General features: G+C 70.5%; 15 protein-coding genes, 1 tRNA gene, 1 other RNA gene and 1 pseudogene. 11 read left to right on the top strand and 7 right to left on the bottom strand.

Translation table 11 applies throughout. From position 1 onward, the window contains the following. Positions 1-27 precede the first annotated feature (27 nt). Positions 28-2,754 (bottom strand): pyruvate dehydrogenase (acetyl-transferring), homodimeric type, encoded by a 2,727-nt coding sequence (gene aceE / locus AB0230_RS12175; RefSeq protein WP_315995675.1) that lies wholly within the window; start codon positions 2,752-2,754, stop codon positions 28-30. A gap of 251 nt (positions 2,755-3,005) precedes the next feature. On the opposite strand from aceE, the gene AB0230_RS12180 reads away from it, so the two are divergent. Then, a complete protein-coding gene (locus AB0230_RS12180; protein WP_315995676.1) occupies positions 3,006-3,701 on the top strand; it encodes a DUF1345 domain-containing protein in 696 nt (231 codons plus the stop codon). On the opposite strand, the gene catA is transcribed toward AB0230_RS12180, so the two are convergent. Together catA and AB0230_RS12190 are read right to left on the bottom strand one after the other, a co-directional pair. Next, complete coding sequence (gene catA / locus AB0230_RS12185; RefSeq protein WP_366375972.1) at positions 3,698-4,372, bottom strand: type A chloramphenicol O-acetyltransferase; 675 nt, start codon at positions 4,370-4,372, stop codon at positions 3,698-3,700. The two genes, AB0230_RS12180 and catA, sit on opposite strands and share 4 nt — an antisense overlap. Positions 4,373-4,420: 48 nt before the next feature. After that, positions 4,421-4,496 (bottom strand) — tRNA-Val (locus tag AB0230_RS12190). 223 nt (positions 4,497-4,719) lie between these two features. On the opposite strand from AB0230_RS12190, the gene AB0230_RS12195 reads away from it, so the two are divergent. The 5 genes and pseudogenes from AB0230_RS12195 to AB0230_RS12215 all read left to right on the top strand — a co-directional run bounded on the left by AB0230_RS12195 (position 4,720) and on the right by AB0230_RS12215 (position 8,360). Next, positions 4,720-5,448, top strand: coding sequence for a C4-type zinc ribbon domain-containing protein (locus AB0230_RS12195; protein ID WP_366375974.1), 729 nt, complete (start codon positions 4,720-4,722; stop codon positions 5,446-5,448). Continuing rightward, positions 5,445-7,161, top strand: a pseudogene (locus tag AB0230_RS12200) (bifunctional 3'-5' exonuclease/DNA polymerase). Before AB0230_RS12195 ends, AB0230_RS12200 begins: the two are co-directional and overlap by 4 nt. 28 nt (positions 7,162-7,189) lie before the next feature. Continuing rightward, positions 7,190-7,560, top strand: an RNA gene (gene rnpB, locus AB0230_RS12205) — RNase P RNA component class A. A gap of 119 nt (positions 7,561-7,679) precedes the next feature. Then, a complete protein-coding gene (locus AB0230_RS12210; RefSeq protein ID WP_366375976.1) occupies positions 7,680-7,994 on the top strand; it encodes a hypothetical protein in 315 nt (104 codons plus the stop codon). Positions 7,995-8,072: 78 nt separating this feature from the next. Continuing rightward, a complete protein-coding gene (locus tag AB0230_RS12215) occupies positions 8,073-8,360 on the top strand; it encodes a hypothetical protein (RefSeq protein ID WP_315995680.1) in 288 nt (95 codons plus the stop codon). Positions 8,361-8,366: 6 nt separating this feature from the next. Here AB0230_RS12215 and AB0230_RS12220 read toward each other — a convergent pair whose 3' ends face one another. The 3 genes from AB0230_RS12220 to ppgK form a co-directional block, all read right to left on the bottom strand. Further along, positions 8,367-8,708, bottom strand: a complete 342-nt coding sequence (locus AB0230_RS12220; RefSeq protein WP_366375978.1) for a hypothetical protein — start codon at positions 8,706-8,708, stop codon at positions 8,367-8,369. A gap of 158 nt (positions 8,709-8,866) precedes the next feature. After that, entirely contained in the window at positions 8,867-9,175 is a 309-nt protein-coding gene (locus AB0230_RS12225) for a hypothetical protein (protein ID WP_366375980.1), read from the bottom strand. A gap of 104 nt (positions 9,176-9,279) precedes the next feature. Beyond that, positions 9,280-10,065 carry a polyphosphate--glucose phosphotransferase gene (gene ppgK / locus AB0230_RS12230; RefSeq protein WP_315995683.1) on the bottom strand — a complete coding sequence of 262 codons (786 nt, stop codon included), beginning with the start codon at positions 10,063-10,065 and terminating at the stop codon, positions 9,280-9,282. A 97-nt stretch (positions 10,066-10,162) separates the two neighbouring features. Between ppgK and AB0230_RS12235 the strand changes: the two genes are divergently transcribed. Genes AB0230_RS12235 through AB0230_RS12245 form a run of 3 tightly spaced genes read left to right on the top strand, consistent with a single transcriptional unit; the run spans position 10,163 to position 14,732 of the window. Further along, positions 10,163-10,345 (top strand): SPOR domain-containing protein, encoded by a 183-nt coding sequence (locus AB0230_RS12235; protein WP_315995684.1) that lies wholly within the window; start codon positions 10,163-10,165, stop codon positions 10,343-10,345. Positions 10,346-10,390: 45 nt separating this feature from the next. Then, entirely contained in the window at positions 10,391-11,731 is a 1,341-nt protein-coding gene (glnA, locus tag AB0230_RS12240; protein ID WP_076675636.1) for a type I glutamate--ammonia ligase, read from the top strand. A 10-nt stretch (positions 11,732-11,741) separates the two neighbouring features. Further along, a complete protein-coding gene (locus AB0230_RS12245) occupies positions 11,742-14,732 on the top strand; it encodes a bifunctional [glutamine synthetase] adenylyltransferase/[glutamine synthetase]-adenylyl-L-tyrosine phosphorylase (protein ID WP_366375983.1) in 2,991 nt (996 codons plus the stop codon). 147 nt (positions 14,733-14,879) lie between these two features. Here the strand turns inward: AB0230_RS12245 and AB0230_RS12250 are convergent, their stop codons facing one another. Next, positions 14,880-16,574 (bottom strand): long-chain-fatty-acid--CoA ligase, encoded by a 1,695-nt coding sequence (locus AB0230_RS12250; protein ID WP_363579091.1) that lies wholly within the window; start codon positions 16,572-16,574, stop codon positions 14,880-14,882. Between the two features lie 223 nt (positions 16,575-16,797). Here AB0230_RS12250 and AB0230_RS12255 point away from each other — a divergent pair, with 223 nt between their 5' ends. Together AB0230_RS12255 and AB0230_RS12260 are read left to right on the top strand one after the other, a co-directional pair. Beyond that, positions 16,798-17,121 (top strand): hypothetical protein, encoded by a 324-nt coding sequence (locus tag AB0230_RS12255; protein WP_366375985.1) that lies wholly within the window; start codon positions 16,798-16,800, stop codon positions 17,119-17,121. 38 nt (positions 17,122-17,159) lie between these two features. Then, positions 17,160-17,474: a DUF2277 domain-containing protein gene (locus AB0230_RS12260; RefSeq protein ID WP_363579089.1), complete on the top strand. Its 315-nt coding sequence runs from the start codon at positions 17,160-17,162 to the stop codon at positions 17,472-17,474. Positions 17,475-17,581 lie beyond the last annotated feature (107 nt).

The following is a 17,581-nucleotide window of genomic DNA, read 5'->3' on the forward strand; positions in this document are numbered from 1 at the left end:
GGCCGACGGTGGAGTCCGTCACCGGACTCAGGCCTCGCCGCCCGCGTTGCCGCTGGTGCCGGCGTTGACGTCGTGCAGGCGGTACTTCTCGATCGCCTGACCGACGACGGCGCGGTCGACCTTGCCCTCTTCGGCCAGGGCCTGCAGGGCGCGCACGGCGAGCGAGGGGCCGTCGATCTTGAAGAAGCGACGGGCCGCCGCACGCGTGTCGGAGAAGCCGAAACCGTCGGCGCCGAGCGTCCAGTAATTCTGCGGAACCCACTGGCGGATCTGGTCCTGCACCGCGTGCATCCAGTCGCTGACGGCCACGACGGGACCCTCGGCCTCCTTCAGCTTGTCGGTGAGGTAGGCCACGCGGGGCTCCTCATCGGGGTGCAGGAAGTTGTGCTCGTCCGCGGCGAGACCGTCGCGACGCAGCTCCGACCACGAGGTCACCGACCACACATCGGCTTTCACACCCCAGTCGTCCTTCAGCAGACGCTGCGCCTCGAGGGCCCACGGCACACCGACGCCCGACGCGAGCAGCTGGGTGCGGGGACCGTCGCCCTCACCGGTGGAGATGTGGTGGATGCCGCGGACGATGCCGTCCACGTCGACGCCCTCGGGCTCGGCGGGCTGCACGTACGGCTCGTTGTAGACCGTCATGTAGTACATGACGTTCGGGTCGGAGTGCTCGCCGCCGTACATGCGCTCGATACCGCTGCGCACGATGTGGGCGATCTCGTAGCCGTAGGCCGGGTCGTACGACACGGTGGCGGGGTTGGTCGAGGCCAGCAGCTGCGAGTGACCGTCGGCGTGCTGCAGACCCTCACCCGTCAGCGTGGTGCGGCCGGCCGTGGCGCCGATGATGAAGCCGCGCGCCATCTGGTCGCCCGCGGCCCACTGGGCGTCGCCCGTGCGCTGGAAGCCGAACATCGAGTAGAAGACGTAGACCGGGATGAGCGGTTCGCCGTGGGTCGCGTACGCCGTGCCGGCCGCAGTGAACGCCGCGAGGGCGCCCGCCTCGTTGATGCCGACGTGGATGATCTGGCCCTCGGGGCTCTCCTTGTACGCCAGCAGCAGCTCGCGGTCGACGGAGGTGTAGTGCTGGCCCTTGGGGTTGTAGATCTTCGCCGTCGGGAAGTACGCGTCCATACCGAACGTGCGCGCCTCGTCGGGGATGATCGGCACGATGCGGTGGCCGAAGCCCTTGACGCGCAGCAGGTCCTTCAGCAGACGCACGAACGCCATCGTGGTCGCCACGTCCTGGGTGCCGGAGCCCTTCTTGGGCAGCGCATACGCGGCATCCCCGGGCAGTTCCAGACCCACGTGGGTCGTGCGACGCTCGGGCAGGAAGCCGCCGAGCGAGCGACGACGCTCCAGCATGTACTGGATGGTCTCGTCCTTCTCACCGGGGTTGTAGTACGGCGGCTGGTAGGGGTTCTCTTCTAGCTGCGCGTCGGTGACGGGGATGTCCATGGCGTCGCGGAACGACTTGAGGTCGTCCAGCGTCAGCTTCTTCATCTGGTGCGTGGCGTTGCGGCCCTCGAAGTGGGGACCGAGGCCGTAGCCCTTGATGGTCTTGGCGAGGATGACGGTGGGCTGTCCCTTGTGCTCGGCCGCCGCCTTGAACGCCGCGTAGACCTTGCGGTAGTCGTGGCCGCCGCGCTTGAGGCCCCAGACCTGCTCGTCGGTGTAGTCCTTGACGAGTTCGAGCGCACGGGGGTCGCGACCGAAGAAGTTCTCGCGGACGTACGCGCCGTTCTCGGCCTTGTAGGTCTGGTAGTCGCCGTCGGGCGTGGTGTTCATGAGGTTGAGCAGGGCGCCCTCGGTGTCGCGGGCGAGCAGGTCGTCCCACTCGCGACCCCAGACGACCTTGATGACGTTCCAGCCGGCGCCGCGGAAGAAGCTCTCGAGCTCCTGGATGATCTTGCCGTTGCCGCGGACGGGGCCGTCGAGGCGCTGCAGGTTGCAGTTGATGATGAAGTTGAGGTTGTCGAGGCCCTCGTTCGCCGCGACCTGCAGCTGGCCGCGGCTCTCGACCTCGTCCATCTCGCCGTCGCCGAGGTAGGCCCACACCTGCGAGCCGCCGACGTCCTTGATGCCGCGGTTGGCGAGGTACTTGTTCGACATCGCCTGGTAGATGGCGTTGATCGGACCGAGACCCATCGACACCGTCGGGAACTGCCAGAACTCCGGCATGAGACGGGGGTGGGGGTAGGAGGGGATGCCGTTCGGCGCCGCCGACTTCTCCTGACGGAAGCCGTCGAGCTGCGCCTCCGTCAGGCGACCCTCGAGGAAGGCGCGCGCGTACGCGCCGGGCGAGGCGTGGCCCTGGATGAAGATCTGGTCGCCACCGGACGGGTCGTCGAGGCCGCGGAAGAAGTGGTTGAAGCCCACTTCGTACAGGGCCGCCGACGACGCGTAGGTCGAGATGTGGCCGCCGACGCCGATGCCGGGGCGCTGCGCGCGGTGCACGGTGACCGCCGCGTTCCAGCGGATCCACTTGCGGTAACGACGCTCGAGCTCTTCGTCGCCCGGGAACTCGGGCTCGTTCTTCTGAGCGATCGTGTTGATGTAATCGGTGGTCGGAACCATCGGCACGTTGAGGTGCAGTTCCTTCGAGCCCTTGAGCAGGCTCAGCATGATCTCGCGAGCGCGAGCCGGACCCTTCGCCTGGACCAGCTGTCGCAGGGATTCCTGCCACTCCCCGGTCTCTTCCGGGTCGCTGTCCTGCGGCCCCTGCGAATACGGATCCTGGTCGTGAACAGTCACGGAAGACCTTTCGTCGTCTGGCAGGTCATGCCAGAGAATCGCCATACGAGTGCGGCAACCCTTGTTCGCTCCGCACAATCAACCAGCGTCCAGCCTAGCGAGTCGGCGCGCCATCGGGTGCGCGGGGAGCCCGCGGTCCCGCTCCGACCGTCACGACCCTTCGACGTCGAGGAGTCCCGTCCCGGCTGTGGAGAAGCGATGAACGACGCCGGAGCCCGGGCCCGAGGGCGGGACGGGTCTAGCCTGAGCGCGTGAGCCCGCAGGATCCCTCCGCGTTCCGCACGCGGCCCGAGCACCGCTGGCCGGTGCTGATCGCCCTCGCCGTGGGGGCGGGACTGTACGCCTTCCTGCCCACGGAGGCCGCCGGCATCCTGAGGTACGTCGTCGTGGGCGCCGGCGTGCTGTGCGCCGTCCCCATGGTGGTGACGAATCCATCGCGACTCACGCGCGAGTCGCGATGGGGGCGCGGCTTCGCGCTGGCGTTCACCGCCGTGCTGCTGCTCGCGAACCAGGTGGCGCTGGTGCTGCTCGTCCACCAGCTGTTGCAAGGACAGGGCGACGGGGCCGGAACGCTGCTCGGCGCCGCACAGGTGTGGGCGATCAACGTGATCGGCTACGCCGTCGTCTACTGGGAGATGGACCGGGGCGGGCCGATCGCCCGCCGTCGGGACCCCCGAGACGAGCTCCCGGCCGCCGATTTCCAGTTCCCGCAGGACAGCGACCGCGACGCCGTCAGCGAAGTGCGGCGACGCTCGTCCGACGTCGAGGACTGGGCGCCCGGGTACGTCGACTACCTGTACTTCTCGGCATCCAACGCCATGGCCTTCAGCCCCACCGACGTCATGCCGCTGTCGAGTCGGGCGAAGCTGTTCATGATGGTGCAGGCGGTCTCGGGGTTCATCCTGCTGGCGCTGGTGATCGCGCGGAGCGTGAACATCCTGAATTAGCGCTCGGCGGCCGCGGGGGCCGTCACCCACGAACCGTCGGCCAGAAGCTCGCGCAGTTCGTTCACGAAGCGGGCGGCGTGGAAGCCGTCGGCCGCGGCGTGGTGGATCTGCAGGGCGACGGGCAGCAGCACGCGGCCGTCGCGGTCGACGTACCGGCCGAGCGTGACGATCGGCGCGAGATGCGCCCAGCCCTTCTGGATGTTCAGCGTGAAGCCGGTGAAGTCCGTCCACGGCAGGCTCGAGACGTCGAAGGTGTTGCGCGGCGGTTCGCCCTGCGGGAAGAACTCCTCGGATGCCGCGTGCTCGGCGATCGTGCGCACGGCGGCATCGTGGAACGCGGGGAAGTCCGGGTCGAAGGGAACCCAGAGGCACGAGAAGGTCTCGCTCTCGGCGTGGAAGACCGTGAAGGCCGGGTGCACGCGATCCCACACGGCCGGCGCGCCCGTCTCGTCGAGGCTGAGGCGGAACTCGGGATGCCGATCGACGATCGCCGAGAGGGCCCAGATCTGCGCGACGTACGTGCGACGCTCCGACGCCCGCACGGCCGCGACGAAGTCGGTGACGTCGACCTCGACGGTCAGCGCGTACGTGCACGGCGACGCGTGCAGGTAGTGATCGAAGTGCTGCCGACGCGGCCACGAGTCGAGGTCGATGGGGGTGCGGTGCTCCATCGCTCCATGATGCGCGACGTGAGCGGACGGTGTACGGCACCGCGGAGGTGGTGGGCCCTGCCGGGATCGAACCGACGACATCCACGGTGTAAACGTGGCGCTCTACCAGCTGAGCTAAAGGCCCGGGATGCCCCGAGTCTAGCCGCGGGCCCCCGCCGCGTGCGCACCCGCCGCTTCGATCGCCGGCCGACGCGCGCGAGATGACACGTCCGGCGCGAGGTCGCACCGAAGAGCGCGGCCCTACGCAGTGACCTCGCGCCGAAGGTGTGATCTCGGCGCCGGGCGCGCGCGGGCCGCGCTGTCGGCGCGTACCGCCGATGTCCGACCCCCGGGGTAGCGTTGCATGCGTGAATGCCGATCCCGCCGACCAGCGCAAACTGCTCGATCTCGCCGACCTCGACGCCCGCATCCGTCGTGATGAGCGCGTCGCGGCGAACCCGCCGCAGGCCGAGCGCGTGCGCGAGCTCATCGCCCAGCGGGCGACGCTCGCTCAAGAGCTCGGTACCCGGGCCAACGCGCGCGACGACATCACCGCCGAACTGAAGCGCCTCGAATCCGACGTCGCCGTCGTCGACGCCCGCATCGCACGCGACACCGAGCGTCTCGCCGCCTCGTCCAACCCCAAGCAGGCGCAGGGCTTCGAGAACGAGCTCGTGTCGTTGAAGCGCCGCAAGGGCGACCTCGAAGACATGGAGATCGCGCTCATGGAGCGCCTCGAGGCCGCCGACGCCGCGGTCGCCGAGCAAGAGGCACAGATCGCCGACACCAACGCGCAGGGCGCGCAGCTCAGCGCCGAGGCCAAGACCACCGTGTCCGACGCGACGACGCGCCTCGACGGTGCGCGCCGCGATCGTGACGCCGTGGCCGCGTCCGTCCCCGCCGACCTGCTGGGGCTCTACGAGCGTCTCGCCTCCCGCGGCAACGGTGCGGGTCTGCTGCGCGCCGGCGCCTGCGAGGCCTGCCGCATGGTTCTCCCGCCGAGCGACCTGGCCACGGTCCGCCGGGCACAGACCGACGAGGTCGTGTTCTGCCCCGAGTGCGGCGCAATCCTCGTCCGCACCGAAGAATCGCGATGACCCCTCCCGGCGCCCGTGCCGTCTGACACGGTCGTCGTCGGGCGCACCGGCCCCGGCCGCTTCGCCCTCCAGTCGCTCGACGTCGACGCAGCCCCCACCGACGTCCCCGCCGACCGGCTCGCCGAAGCCGTTTCCGATCGTGAAGAGCGCGGAGACGTCCGGTGGGTGTGGGCCGATACGGCGAGCACGTATCCCGCTCTGCTGTCGGCGGGGGTGCGTCTGGCCCGCGCCTGGGATCTGCGACTGGTGCACGGCATCCTGCGCGACGCCGAGGGCGTGGTCGACGATCACGGACTCCGTTCCCATCCGGAGTGGGATGCCGGCAGCGCCGCGCCCGCGGCGGGCGACACGCTCTTCGACCTCGGCGATCCGTCGACCGTCCTGCCCGACTCGCTCGACGACGCTGTCGCCGAGTTTCGACGGCAGCTCGCCGCCATCGACTCGGCGGCGGCCCCCGGCGCTCTGCGCCTGCTGTGCGTCGCCGAATCGGCCGGCGGATTGATCGCCGCCGAACTCCACGCGGCCGGGGTGCCGTGGAGCCGGCGCGCGCACGAGGAGATGCTCGAACGCGAGCTCGGCTCGCGTCGCGGCGGAGGTCTGCCGGAGCGCATCGAGCGCACCGCGGCGATCGTCCGGGCCGCTCTCGAGGATCCGACGGCCTCCCTGGACTCGCAGCCTCGCCTGCTGCGCTCCCTGCACCGGGCGGGGCTCCAGGTGACCTCCACGAGCCGGTGGGAGCTCGCCGAGCACGACCACCCCGTCGTCGCCCCGCTGATCGCCTACAAGAAGCTCATGCGCCTGTACACGGCCAACGGGTGGGCCTGGATGCAGGAGTGGGTGCACGACGACCGTTTCCGCCCCGTGTACGTTCCCGCCGGAGTCGTCACGGGCCGATGGGCGTCGTCGGGCGGCGGAGCGCTGCAGATCCCGCGCTCGCTCCGCACCGCCGTCCGCGCCGATCCGGGCTGGACCCTCGTGACCGCCGACGTGGCCCAGCTCGAACCGCGGGTGCTCGCGGCGATGGCGCGTGACACGGCGCTGGCGGAGGCGGCATCCGGTCGCGACCTCTACGCCGGCATCGTCGAACGCGGGGCCGTCGCCAGCCGCGCCGAGGCGAAGCTCGCCATGCTGGGCGCGATGTACGGCGCCACCACCGGGGAGAGCGGGCGCCTGCTCCCGCGTCTGCGCCGCACCTTCCCGCGGGCGATGCAGCTCGTCGACGACGCCGCGCGCACGGGTGAGAACGGGGGAGTGGTCCGCACGTGGCTCGGGCGCACCTCACCCGCCGCGGGAGAGGCGTGGCAGCACCTGCAGTCGCGCGCGAGCGACGCCGCGGCATCCGGAGTCGACGAGAGCCGCGCGCGTCGATCCGCTCGCGACCGGGGCCGCTTCACCCGCAACTTCATCGTGCAGGGCACGGCCGCCGAGTGGGCCCTCGCGTGGCTCGCCGACCTGCGCGCGCGTCTCGCCGTCCTCCCCGCGGTGGACGCCGCCCACGCGGCGCCCGCCTCAGGTCCGGTGTTCGCGCGGGTGCCCCACCTGGCGTTCTTCCTGCACGACGAGATCGTCGTGCACACCCCGCTCGAACACGCCGACGCCGTCGCGGATGCGGTGCGGGAGTCCGCGGCATCCGCGGGCCGTCTGCTGTTCGGGACGTTCCCCATCGACTTCCCCCTCGACCTGCGGATCGGAGAGACGGCCGAGAAGGGCTGAGCGGCCCGCGTAGACTCGACCCTGCGAATGGGTCGGCTGGACGGTCGCGTCACGGGTTCGCCCGTGCCGAGGAACGTCCGGGCTTCACAGGGCAGGACGGTGGGTAACGCCCACCCGGAGCAATCCGCGAGACAGTGCCACAGAGAGCAGACCGCCGCGGTCCGTCAGGACCGGGGTAAGGGTGAAAGGGTGGTGTAAGAGACCACCGGGGTCGTGGTGACACGACCCGCGAGGTAAACCTCGTCCGGAGCAAGGCCAGACAGGGGATGACGACGCGGCTCGCCGAGTCCCCGGGTAGGCCGCTGGAGCGGCACGGCAACGTGTCGCCGAGAGAGATGACCGTCCACGGGGTCCCCCGGGACCCCCGGACAGAACCCGGCGTACAGGCCGGCCCATTCGCATCCCGGTCTCGATCGAGTCGAAGCCGCGCTCTCGGACTCCGGATGCCACCACCCGCGACGGACGAAACCAGTGGTCGCACGGGGGATCTGTCCGCCTCCACGCTCCGAAGAGGAGTCGTGACCCAGCGCGATGCCCGCGATTTCCTGATCAACCTCATCGACCGTGCGGATGCGACCGGCCGACCGTTCTGGGACGCATCGCCCGACGAACGCGCGCTCGTCCGCGCGCGCTTCGGAACACCGACTGCAGCGCTGCAGACCACGGCGACCGCCGACGGCGACACGCGGACGATCGGCGCTGCCGACCTCTTCCTCGGTACCGCGATCCTCGTCGAGATCGCGGCCGAGCTGCTGCAGGGTCCGAGCACCGGGCGCACGCGGGAGGAGGCGGTGGACGTTCTCCGGAACCGCGTGCATCTGCTCCTCGGGTGAGGCACCGCGCATCCTTACCCGGTCGAGTGTCGGACATATGTTCTAGACTCGATCACGGCCGGGGAAGGGGTCCGGTGCATGGGGTCGACGAGAGTCAGCGACGAGATGGTCGCGCGGGTGCTGGCATCCATCGCCCCCTGCACGCTGCAGCCCGAGACCTGGGGCGTCCGTCCCATCGAGTGGTACGCGCAGAAGCGCCCGGTGTGGGCGTGGGTCACCTGGCCCAACCGGGCTTCGACGCGCGAGGCGGCCTGGGCGACCGGGGGCAACGACCGCGTCGTCATGCTCGAGGTGCCCTGCGAGGGCGGCCACTGGGCGCCCGTGGTGTGGCGCAACGCCGTCAGCGTCCGCGACGCGGCTCCGTGAGCGGGCTCAACAGAGCGATGTGCGGGCGGCCCGCACGACGGCACCGATCTCTTCGCCGTCCGTCAGCAGCCGACCTCCGACGGTGATGACGATCGGCTCGCCCGGGTTCAGGTCCGTGTGATCCACGCAGTACTGCCAGGCCCCGGCGAGGACGTCCTCATCTCTCGACATCGCCACCACTCCTCCGTGCGGGGCGGCCGCGCGCACCGCGTCGAGGAAACCATCGGGATCGGCCGCGCGCGTGGCCAGGTGATACCGAGGGGCGGCCACCGTTTCCGTGTACTCGACGCCGGCGGAGACGACGGCCACGACGGCGACCAGGGCGACCAGAAGCCGCCGCCGACTCACCCGCACCGCGACACGGACGCGGCCTCGATGATGGTGAGGGCATCGTCGCCGCCGCGGGGCAGGGCCGACCCGGCGAGATTCAGCGCCATGCCGGCCGGGACGAGGGAACGTTTCACGCGTGCCACCCTACCGAGCCTGTGAGCCGGCTGAGTGCCGTCTCAGTCGGAGGGGCAGAGGATGCTCCGTGCTGCGCTCGCGATCACGACAGCGTCATCGGCTTCGACGCGCATGCCGCCGACGACCTCCGGAAGCGGCGGCCTGTCATCGACCTCCGCCGCGAGGAAGCAGAAATCCTCCCCGGCCTCCGCGAGCGCGTCATCCGAGGACGCGCGCAAGCGACTCGAATCCGACAACGCCGCGCGGACGGCGTCCACGAAGTCGCTCGGCGCCTCGTCGACCTCAGGGCTCGGCCGCTCCGTCTCCTCGACGAGAGGGGCTGCGTCGCTCCACCACCCGTGCTCGGTCACGATCGACCCCGTCTCCGACGGAGCGGCGTCAGCGGTGGACGCGCAGCCCGTCAGAGTCGCGACCCCGAGTCCGACGAGCGACAGGATGCCACCCGCCCGGCGCCTCACTTGACGGCGGGCAGCGCCTCGGGAACCGGCACGGCGAGGGAGGCGGCACCGATGATGCCGGCGTTGTTGCGGTGCTTCGCCGGGACGATCGGCGCCCGCAGCTTCAGCAGCGGCAGGAAGTTCTCGGAGTGCTTCGACACGCCGCCGCCGACGACGATGAGGTCGGGGCTGAAGAGGAACTCGACGTAGTCGTAGTACCACTGCAGGCGCTTGGCCCACTTGTCCCACGACAGTTCCTCACGCTCCATCGCGGAGTAGGCGGCGAAGTGCTCGGCATCCTTCTTGTGCCCGGCGCGCTGGAGGTGACCGAGCTCGCTGTTGGGGACGAGGACGCCGTCGTAGATCATGGCCGACCCGATGCCGGTGCCGAGCGTGGTGAGGATGACGAGACCGTCGACACCCTTCGCCGCGCCGTACCGCACCTCGGCGATGCCCGCCACGTCGGCGTCGTTGGCGAAGTGGATGTCGCGCGAGAGCCCGTGCTCGAAGAACTTCTCGGCCTCGAATCCGATCCACGACTTCGACACGTTCGCCGCCGACAGCGTGCGCCCGCCTTTCACGATCGCCGGGAACGCCACGCCGAGGGGCAGGTCGGCAGGAGCTTCGAGCGTTTCGAGGACCTGTCTCACCGCCGCCAGCACGTCGGCGGGCTCCGCGCCTTCGGGGGTGGCGACCTTCACCCGGTCGCTGACGAGCTCGCCGGCATCCAGGTCGACGATCCCCGCCTTGATGCCGGTTCCGCCGATGTCCACTCCGACCGCACGAGACGCATTCGTTGCCATGCCCCTCAGCCTATCCAGCCGCGGGGTCGGCATCAGTAGGATCGGGAGAGCACCGGCGGGACCGCGCCGATCCGCGAGACCCACGTGAGGAGCCATCGTGAGCGACGACAACGAGAAGTACTGGTACAACCTCGAGACCGGCCAGGTCGAGAAGGGGTACGAGTCGCCCGCGATCGACCGCGCCGGTCCCTTCGACACCGCCGAAGAAGCGGCGAACGCGCCGCAGCTGCTGAAGCAGCGCGCCAAGCAGTGGGCCGACGAAGAGGCCGAGAACGACTGAGGCTCGGATCCGACGGACCGACCGCCCCCGAAACGAAGGATGACGATGGACAAGCAGCGTGATTTCGTCCTGCGCACGATCGAGGAGCGCGGCGTCAAGTTCGTGCGCCTCTGGTTCACCGACGTGGTCGGCACGCTCAAGTCGGTGGCGATCGCGCCCGCCGAGGTCGAGGGCGCCTTCACCGAGGGCCTGGGCTTCGACGGATCGGCGATCGAGGGCCTCACCCGCTCCTACGAGTCCGACCTGCTCGCCCACCCCGACCCCACGACGTTCCAGATCCTGCCGTGGCGCGGTGAGATCGACCCGACGGCGCGCATGTTCTGCGACATCACCACCCCCGACGGTCAGCCGGCGGTCGCCGACCCCCGCCACGTGCTCAAGCGCACCCTCGCCAAGGCGGCCGACGCGGGCTTCACGTTCTACACGCACCCCGAGATCGAGTTCTACCTGCTGAAGTCGTCGCAGCTCGGCGCCGACGGACGCCCCCAGCCGGTCGACTCGGCCGGCTACTTCGACAACGTCCCGGGCGGCACGGCCCACGACTTCCGTCGACGCTCGGTGCGCATGCTCGAAGACCTCGGCATCTCGGTCGAGTTCAGCCACCACGAGGGCGGTCCGGGTCAGAACGAGATCGACCTGCGGTACGCCGACGCGCTGACCACCGCCGACAACATCATGACGTTCCGCACGGTGGTGAAGGAGGTCGCGATCGAACAGGGCGTCTACGCCACCTTCATGCCGAAGCCCATCAGCGGGCAGCCCGGCAGCGGCATGCACACGCACCTGTCGCTCTTCGAGGGCGACATGAATGCGTTCTACGAAGAGGGCGCGCAGTACCAGCTGTCCAAGGTCGGCCGTCACTTCATCGCGGGTCTGCTGCGCCACGCGAACGAGATCTCGGCGGTCACCAACCAGTTCGTCAACTCGTACAAACGCCTGTGGGGCGGCGACGAGGCCCCCAGCTTCATCTGCTGGGGCCACAACAACCGCTCGGCGCTCGTGCGCGTGCCGCTGTACAAGCCGAACAAGGGCCAGTCGACGCGCGTCGAATACCGCGCCCTCGACTCCGCGGCGAACCCCTACCTGTCGTACGCGCTCATGCTCGCGGCCGGCCTCAAGGGCATCGAGGAGGAGTACGAACTCCCCGCCGAAGCCGAGGACAACGTGTGGTCGCTCAGCGACACCGAGCGCCGTGCCCTCGGCTACGCACCGCTCCCGTCGAGTCTCGACCACGCCCTCGAATACCTCGAGGAGTCCGAGCTCGTCGCCGAGACGCTGGGCGAGACCGTATTCAAGTACGTCCTGCTCAACAAGCGTCGCGAGTGGAACCAGTACCGCGCGCAGGTGACGCCGTTCGAGCTCGCGAGCAACCTCGAAGCGCTCTGACGGACCGCCGATGACCTCGGGCGATCGCACCACCGCGCTCACCGCCCTCGCCCGCACCGGCTTCTCGCAGCTCACCGAAGCAGACAGCCTGCTCGGCGAGCTCGAGGAGTCGGTGGGCGTTGACCGGGCGGACGCCATGCGGCTCGCGCAGCGCGTGGCCGATCCCGACCGCGCGCTGCGGGCGATCCTCCAGGTGGCGCGGCGCGACGTCGCCGCGGTCCGCGCCGCGGCCGCCGACGCCGGCGCCTGGCGTGCCCTGTGGGACATCGTCGGGGCGTCCGACGGCTTCGCCGAGTTCTACCTTCGGCATCCCGATGAGCTCGTGCACCTCTCGGGCGCCGGCCTCACCCTGCCCGACGAGCCCACGATGCGCACCGAACTGCTGGCATCCGTGGGGGACGACGAGGGTTTCGCGGCGGACGCGACGGATGCCGCCTGGGTCGCCCTGCGCGTCAGGTATCGGCGGCTGCTCGCCCGCATCGCCGCCTACGACCTGGGTCAGGACGACCCGGCGGGGGCGATCGACGTCGTCTCGTCGTCACTCGCCGACCTCGCGGGTGCAGCGCTCGAAGCCTCGCTGAGCGTCGCACGCTCGCGGGTCTCGGGAGCCGGACCCGGCGCTTTCCCCCGCGCGCAGGTCGAGGCGACCCGGTTCGCCATCATCGCCATGGGCAAGACCGGCGCGCGCGAGCTCAACTACGTCAGCGACGTCGACGTCATCTTCGTGGGCGGCTCGGCCGACGAGGAGGTCGTGAGCGAGGCGCGTGCGATCGACATCGGCACACGACTCGCGGTGCAGACGATGCGAGGCATCGCCGGGCCCGAGATCGAACCGCCGCTCTGGGAGGTCGACCCCAACCTGCGCCCGGAAGGCAAGCAGGGCGCGCTGGTGCGCAGTCTCGCCTCGCACCAGCAGTACTACGCGCGCTGGGCGAAGAGCTGGGAGTTCCAGGCGCTGCTCAAGGCGCGCGCGATCGCGGGTGACGCCTCGCTCGGCGCGGAGTACGTCGCCGCGGTGCAGCCCCTGGTGTGGCACAGCGCGGCGCGCGAGAACTTCGTCGAGGGCGTGCAGCGCATGCGCGAGCGCGTGACCGACCACATCCCCGCCGCGGAGGTGAACCGGCAGCTGAAGCTCGGCCCCGGCGGCATCCGCGATGTGGAGTTCACCGTGCAGCTGCTGCAGCTCGTGCACGGCCTCACCGACGAACGCATCCGGCAGCGCGGGACGCTCGAGGCGCTCGACGCCCTGGTGGCCGAGGGCTACATCGGCCGGAGCGAAGCCGAGGCCTTTGGTCGCGACTACCGGCTCCTTCGTCTGCTCGAGCACCGTCTGCAGTTGCGCGGGCTCCGTCGCACGGCGCTGCTGCCCGAGAAGGACGACGATCTGCGGGTGCTCGCGCGCGCGTCGCGGCTGGCCGAGTCGGCATCCGGGGTGCAGGCGGTGTGGGAGGGCATCAAGCGCGAGGTGCGCGACATCCACGTGCGCCTGTTCTACCGCCCGCTGCTCTCCGCCGTCGCGGCGCTGCCCGAGGGCGAGCGCACGCTGTCGACCGAACAGGCGCGCGATCGCTTGGCGGCCATCGGATTTCGCGACCCCGCCGGAGCACTCCGGCACATCGCCGCGCTCACGAGCGGCCTGAGCCGGAAGGCGACCATCCAGCGGCACCTCATGCCGATCATGATCCGGTGGTTCGCCGACGGCGTCGACCCCGACTACGGCCTGCTGGTCTTCCGTCGCATCAGCGAGCGGCTGGGCAACACGCCGTGGTTCCTGCGGATGCTCCGCGATTCCGCCGGCGCCGCCGAGAGCCTCACACGCGTGCTCTCGGGTTCGCGATACATCGGCGAATTGATGGAGTGGATCCCGGAGTCGGTGGCGTGGCTCGACGACGACGCTCTCCTGCGCCCGCGCTCGGGCAAAGCCCTCGAAGACGAGGCGCGCGCCATCCAGACCCGCTGGCAGAACATCGACGATGCGATGCGCTCGGTGCGCGCGCTGCGCCGTCGGGAGATGCTGCGTGTGGCGATGGCCGCGGTCCTGGGCACCGTTTCGCTCGAGGAGCTCTCCGACGCCCTCACCACGATCACCGAGGTGACGATCCAGGCGACCCTGCGTGCGGTGCGTCGCGTCGTGGTGCCGCCCGAGGACGACGACCTCGACTTCGCCGTCATCGCCATGGGGCGCTTCGGCGGACGCGAGCTCGGTTTCGGGTCGGATGCCGACGTGATGTACGTCTACCGCGCGAACGGCGTCGATCCGCAACGAGCGAGTCAGCTGGCGCTGAAGATCGTCGCGGGGCTGCGCGAGCAGTCGGAGGACCACCGTCTCCCGCTCGACCTCGACGCGGAGCTGCGCCCGGAGGGACGCAGCGGCCCGCTGGCCCGCTCGATCGAGGCCTACACGGAGTATTACCGTCGGTGGTCGCTGTCGTGGGAGGCGCAAGCGCTGCTGCGGGCGCGCGGCGTCGCCGGCAGCGTCAAGCTGATCGCGGCGTTCATGGAGCTCGCCGACGAGGTGCGGTACCCGGTCTCAGCCGATCAGAACGGTCTGCGCGAGATCCGCCGCATCAAGGCGCGCGTCGAGAACGAACGCCTCCCGCAGGGCGCCGACCCCGCGCGGCACCTCAAGCTCGGTCCGGGCTCGCTGAGCGACGTCGAGTGGCTCGTGCAGTTGTTGCAGCTGCAGCATGCGCGTGCCGTGCCCGACATGCGCACGACCTCGACGCTCGGAGCCCTCGAAGCGGCGACCGTCGCCGGACTGGTCGAGCGCGACGCGAGCGACAAGCTCGCCGCCGCCTGGCACCTGGCATCCCGCCTGCGATCCGCCAACACCCTGCTGTCGGGTCAGACCAGTGACATCCTCCCGGTGGACCGTGGCCGCCTCGACGGCATCGGACGCATCCTCGAGTACGCGCCCCGCTCCGCGACGCAGGTCGAGGAGGATTACCTCGGCGCGACGCGACGGGCCCGGCGGGTCTTCGACAAGCTCTTCTACGGCTGATCACCCGTCGGCGGCAGCGGCGGGGCGGCCGGCCTGACCGGGGCGTCCCTTCACCCGAACGCTCGAGGCATCGAGCGCCCCGCCCCCGGCGCAGCAGCGATGGATGCCGTTCCGGCCGGCGGTCGGTATTCGTTGCTGCCGTCGTGCTCAGGACATGAGACGCTCGCGCACCTCGCGCCGCTGGACCTTGCCGATGAGCGAACGCGGGAGGTCGTCGACGACGACGACGCGCCGCGGCACCTTGTACGCCGCGAGCCTCTGCTTGCAGAAGTCGCGGATCGCGTCGGGTTCGACCTGGACGCCCTCGCGCAGCACGATCGCCGCGGCGACGTCTTCGCCCCCGCTCGACTTCGGCAGCGCGACCACGGCCGCCCCGGCGATGTCGGGGTGGGAGGTGAGAACGTCTTCGACCTCGCTCGGCGAGACGTTGAAGCCACCGGTGATGATGATCTCCTTCAAGCGGTCGACGATGGTGACGAACCCGTCGGGGGATACCGACGCGATGTCTCCGGTGCGCAGCCACCCGCCGTCGAGGAGGGTGGCCGCGGTGTCGGACGGCCGGTTCCAATAGCCCTGGAACACCTGCGGACCGCGGAGGAGGAGCTCGCCGGGCTCGCCGAGGGGAAGATCGACGGTCGGGTCGTCGGGATCGACCACCCGGATCTCCGTGCTCGGGAACGGCACGCCCACCGTGCCGGGGCGTCGGGAGGGGCCGATCGGGTTGCCGAGCGCGACCGGCGACGACTCGGTCATCCCGTAGCCCTCGACGAGCAGCCCGCCGGTGGCAGCCTCCCAGCGGTCGACCGTGGCCACGGGCAGACTCATGGCGCCCGAGATCGCGAAGCGCACGCTCTTCAGATCGATCGTGCCGCGTGCCGCCGCGCGGGCGAGCTGGTCGTAGATGGGCGGCACGGCCGGGAGGAAGGTCGGAGGGCTCTTCTTCGCGGCGGACGCGACGAGGTCGAGGTCGTACTTCGGGAACAGCACGAGCTTCGCGCCGATGCTCATCGCGAACGTCAGGCACAGGGTCAGGCCGTAGGCGTGGAAGAGCGGGAGGACCCCGTAGAAGGTCTCCTCGCCGTCGTGCAGCCCGGGCACCCAGGCGCGGCCTTGCATCGCGTTGGCGCGCAGGTTCGCGTGCGTGAGCACCGCACCCTTCGGACTCCCGGTGGTGCCGCTGGTGTACTGCAGGAGCGCGATGTCGTCGAGCGCGGGACCGCCGTGCCGGCGCGAGAGCGAGCCGTGGGTCAGGAGCTTCTTCCACGCGACCGGCCGCTTCGACGTGGGCGCGGATGTGAGCTGGGCGCGGGCCGCCCGCGCCTTCGCCACCGGCAGACGCAGCGCGAGCCTCTTGCCGAGGGGGAGCGCCTCGGTGATGTCGACGCTCACCACGTGCTCGAGCGCCAGGTCGGAGGGGAACTCCGCGACGGTGTCGGCCAGCTTGTCCCACACGATTGCGAAGCGCGCGCCGTGGTCTTCGAATTGGTGCCGCAGCTCGCGGGGCGTGTAGAGCGGGTTGTGCTCGATGACGATGGCCCCGAGCCGCAGCGCGGCGTAGAAGGCGACGACGTGCTGCGGCGAGTTCGGCAGCACGAGGGCCACTCGGTCGCCCGCTCGCACGCCGAGCCGGCGCAGTCCCTCAGCCGCACGGGCGACCTGCTGGCCGAGCTCCGCGTAGGAGGTCGATGCGCCGAAGAACTCGAGCGCCGTCTTCTTCCCGTAGCGGGCCACCGAGGCGGACAGCATCTCGGGAAGCGTCTGCGAGGGCTCGTCTATCTCCAAGGGAACGGCCTCGGCATACGAGGTCGACCACGGACGCGAGGCGTAAGGGGAGTCCGGCATCCCTCCATCCTGGCGTGCCCCCGTGACATCGCGGCGGAAGGGCACCTGTGCGGATGCCGGGAAGCGGATGCCGGCAAGCCGACGCCTCGGGGACGGGCCTGTGCCGGAGACCGCCGAAGGCGTGCTTCGATGGAGCGGTGCCGCCGCCTCCGTGCCTCACCCGCCCCGACCGGACCCTGTACGTCCCCGACGAGCGGATGCGACGGGCCGCGGGGGAGTCGTCGTGACACCGTTTCGGAAGCGCTGGACCGACGGGCTCGACGCGAGCCTGCTGCGCCTCGGGCGCGGGCGGGCGCTGCTCCTGGTCGCCACGGCTCTCGTGATGGGTGCGATCATCGCCGCGTTCGCCCTCTCCACTCTCGCCCAGATCGCCGCCGGTGACCTGCAGTGGACCGACGCCGTGGGATCCGGCCGACGCCGCATGCCCGCGATGCTCGTGGTCGGCATCGGCGGCCCCGTGGCCGTGCTGTTCGTCGTCTACGGCGTCGGCCTGGCGGGGCGTCTCGTTTGCCGGTGGCCCGACATCCCCGCTCGCCGCACGCGGTGACCTCGCGCGTCGCGCGCGAGGGGCCTAGCCTGTCGGGCATGTGCCGCAACATCGTCCCCCTGCACAACTTCACGCCCCCGGCGACGGATGCCGAGTGCCACGACGCCGCGCTGCAGTTCGTCCGCAAGATCGTGGGCACGACGACGCCGTCGCGGGCCAATCAGGACGTCTTCGATCGCGCGGTCGCCGAGATCACGGCATCCGTCCGGCATCTCCTCGACGACCTCGTCACGAGCGCACCACCGAAGGTGCGCGAGGTAGAGGCTGCCAAGCGGCAGGCCCGCTCCGCCGAGCGATACGAGGCGATCCGGGTGTTCCAGGAGCAGAAACGCGCGGCGCGAACCACCGGCTGACGTGCCGGGCCACCGCATCCATCTCGTCCCCGGGGAGGAATGACGACGCCCGCCCCCGCGAAACGGCGGGGACGGGCGTCGTCGTGAGGATCGGGCGATCAGACCCC

Source organism: Microbacterium sp. NPDC089190 (genome assembly GCF_040701795.1).
Taxonomy (GTDB): domain Bacteria; phylum Actinomycetota; class Actinomycetes; order Actinomycetales; family Microbacteriaceae; genus Microbacterium; species Microbacterium galbum.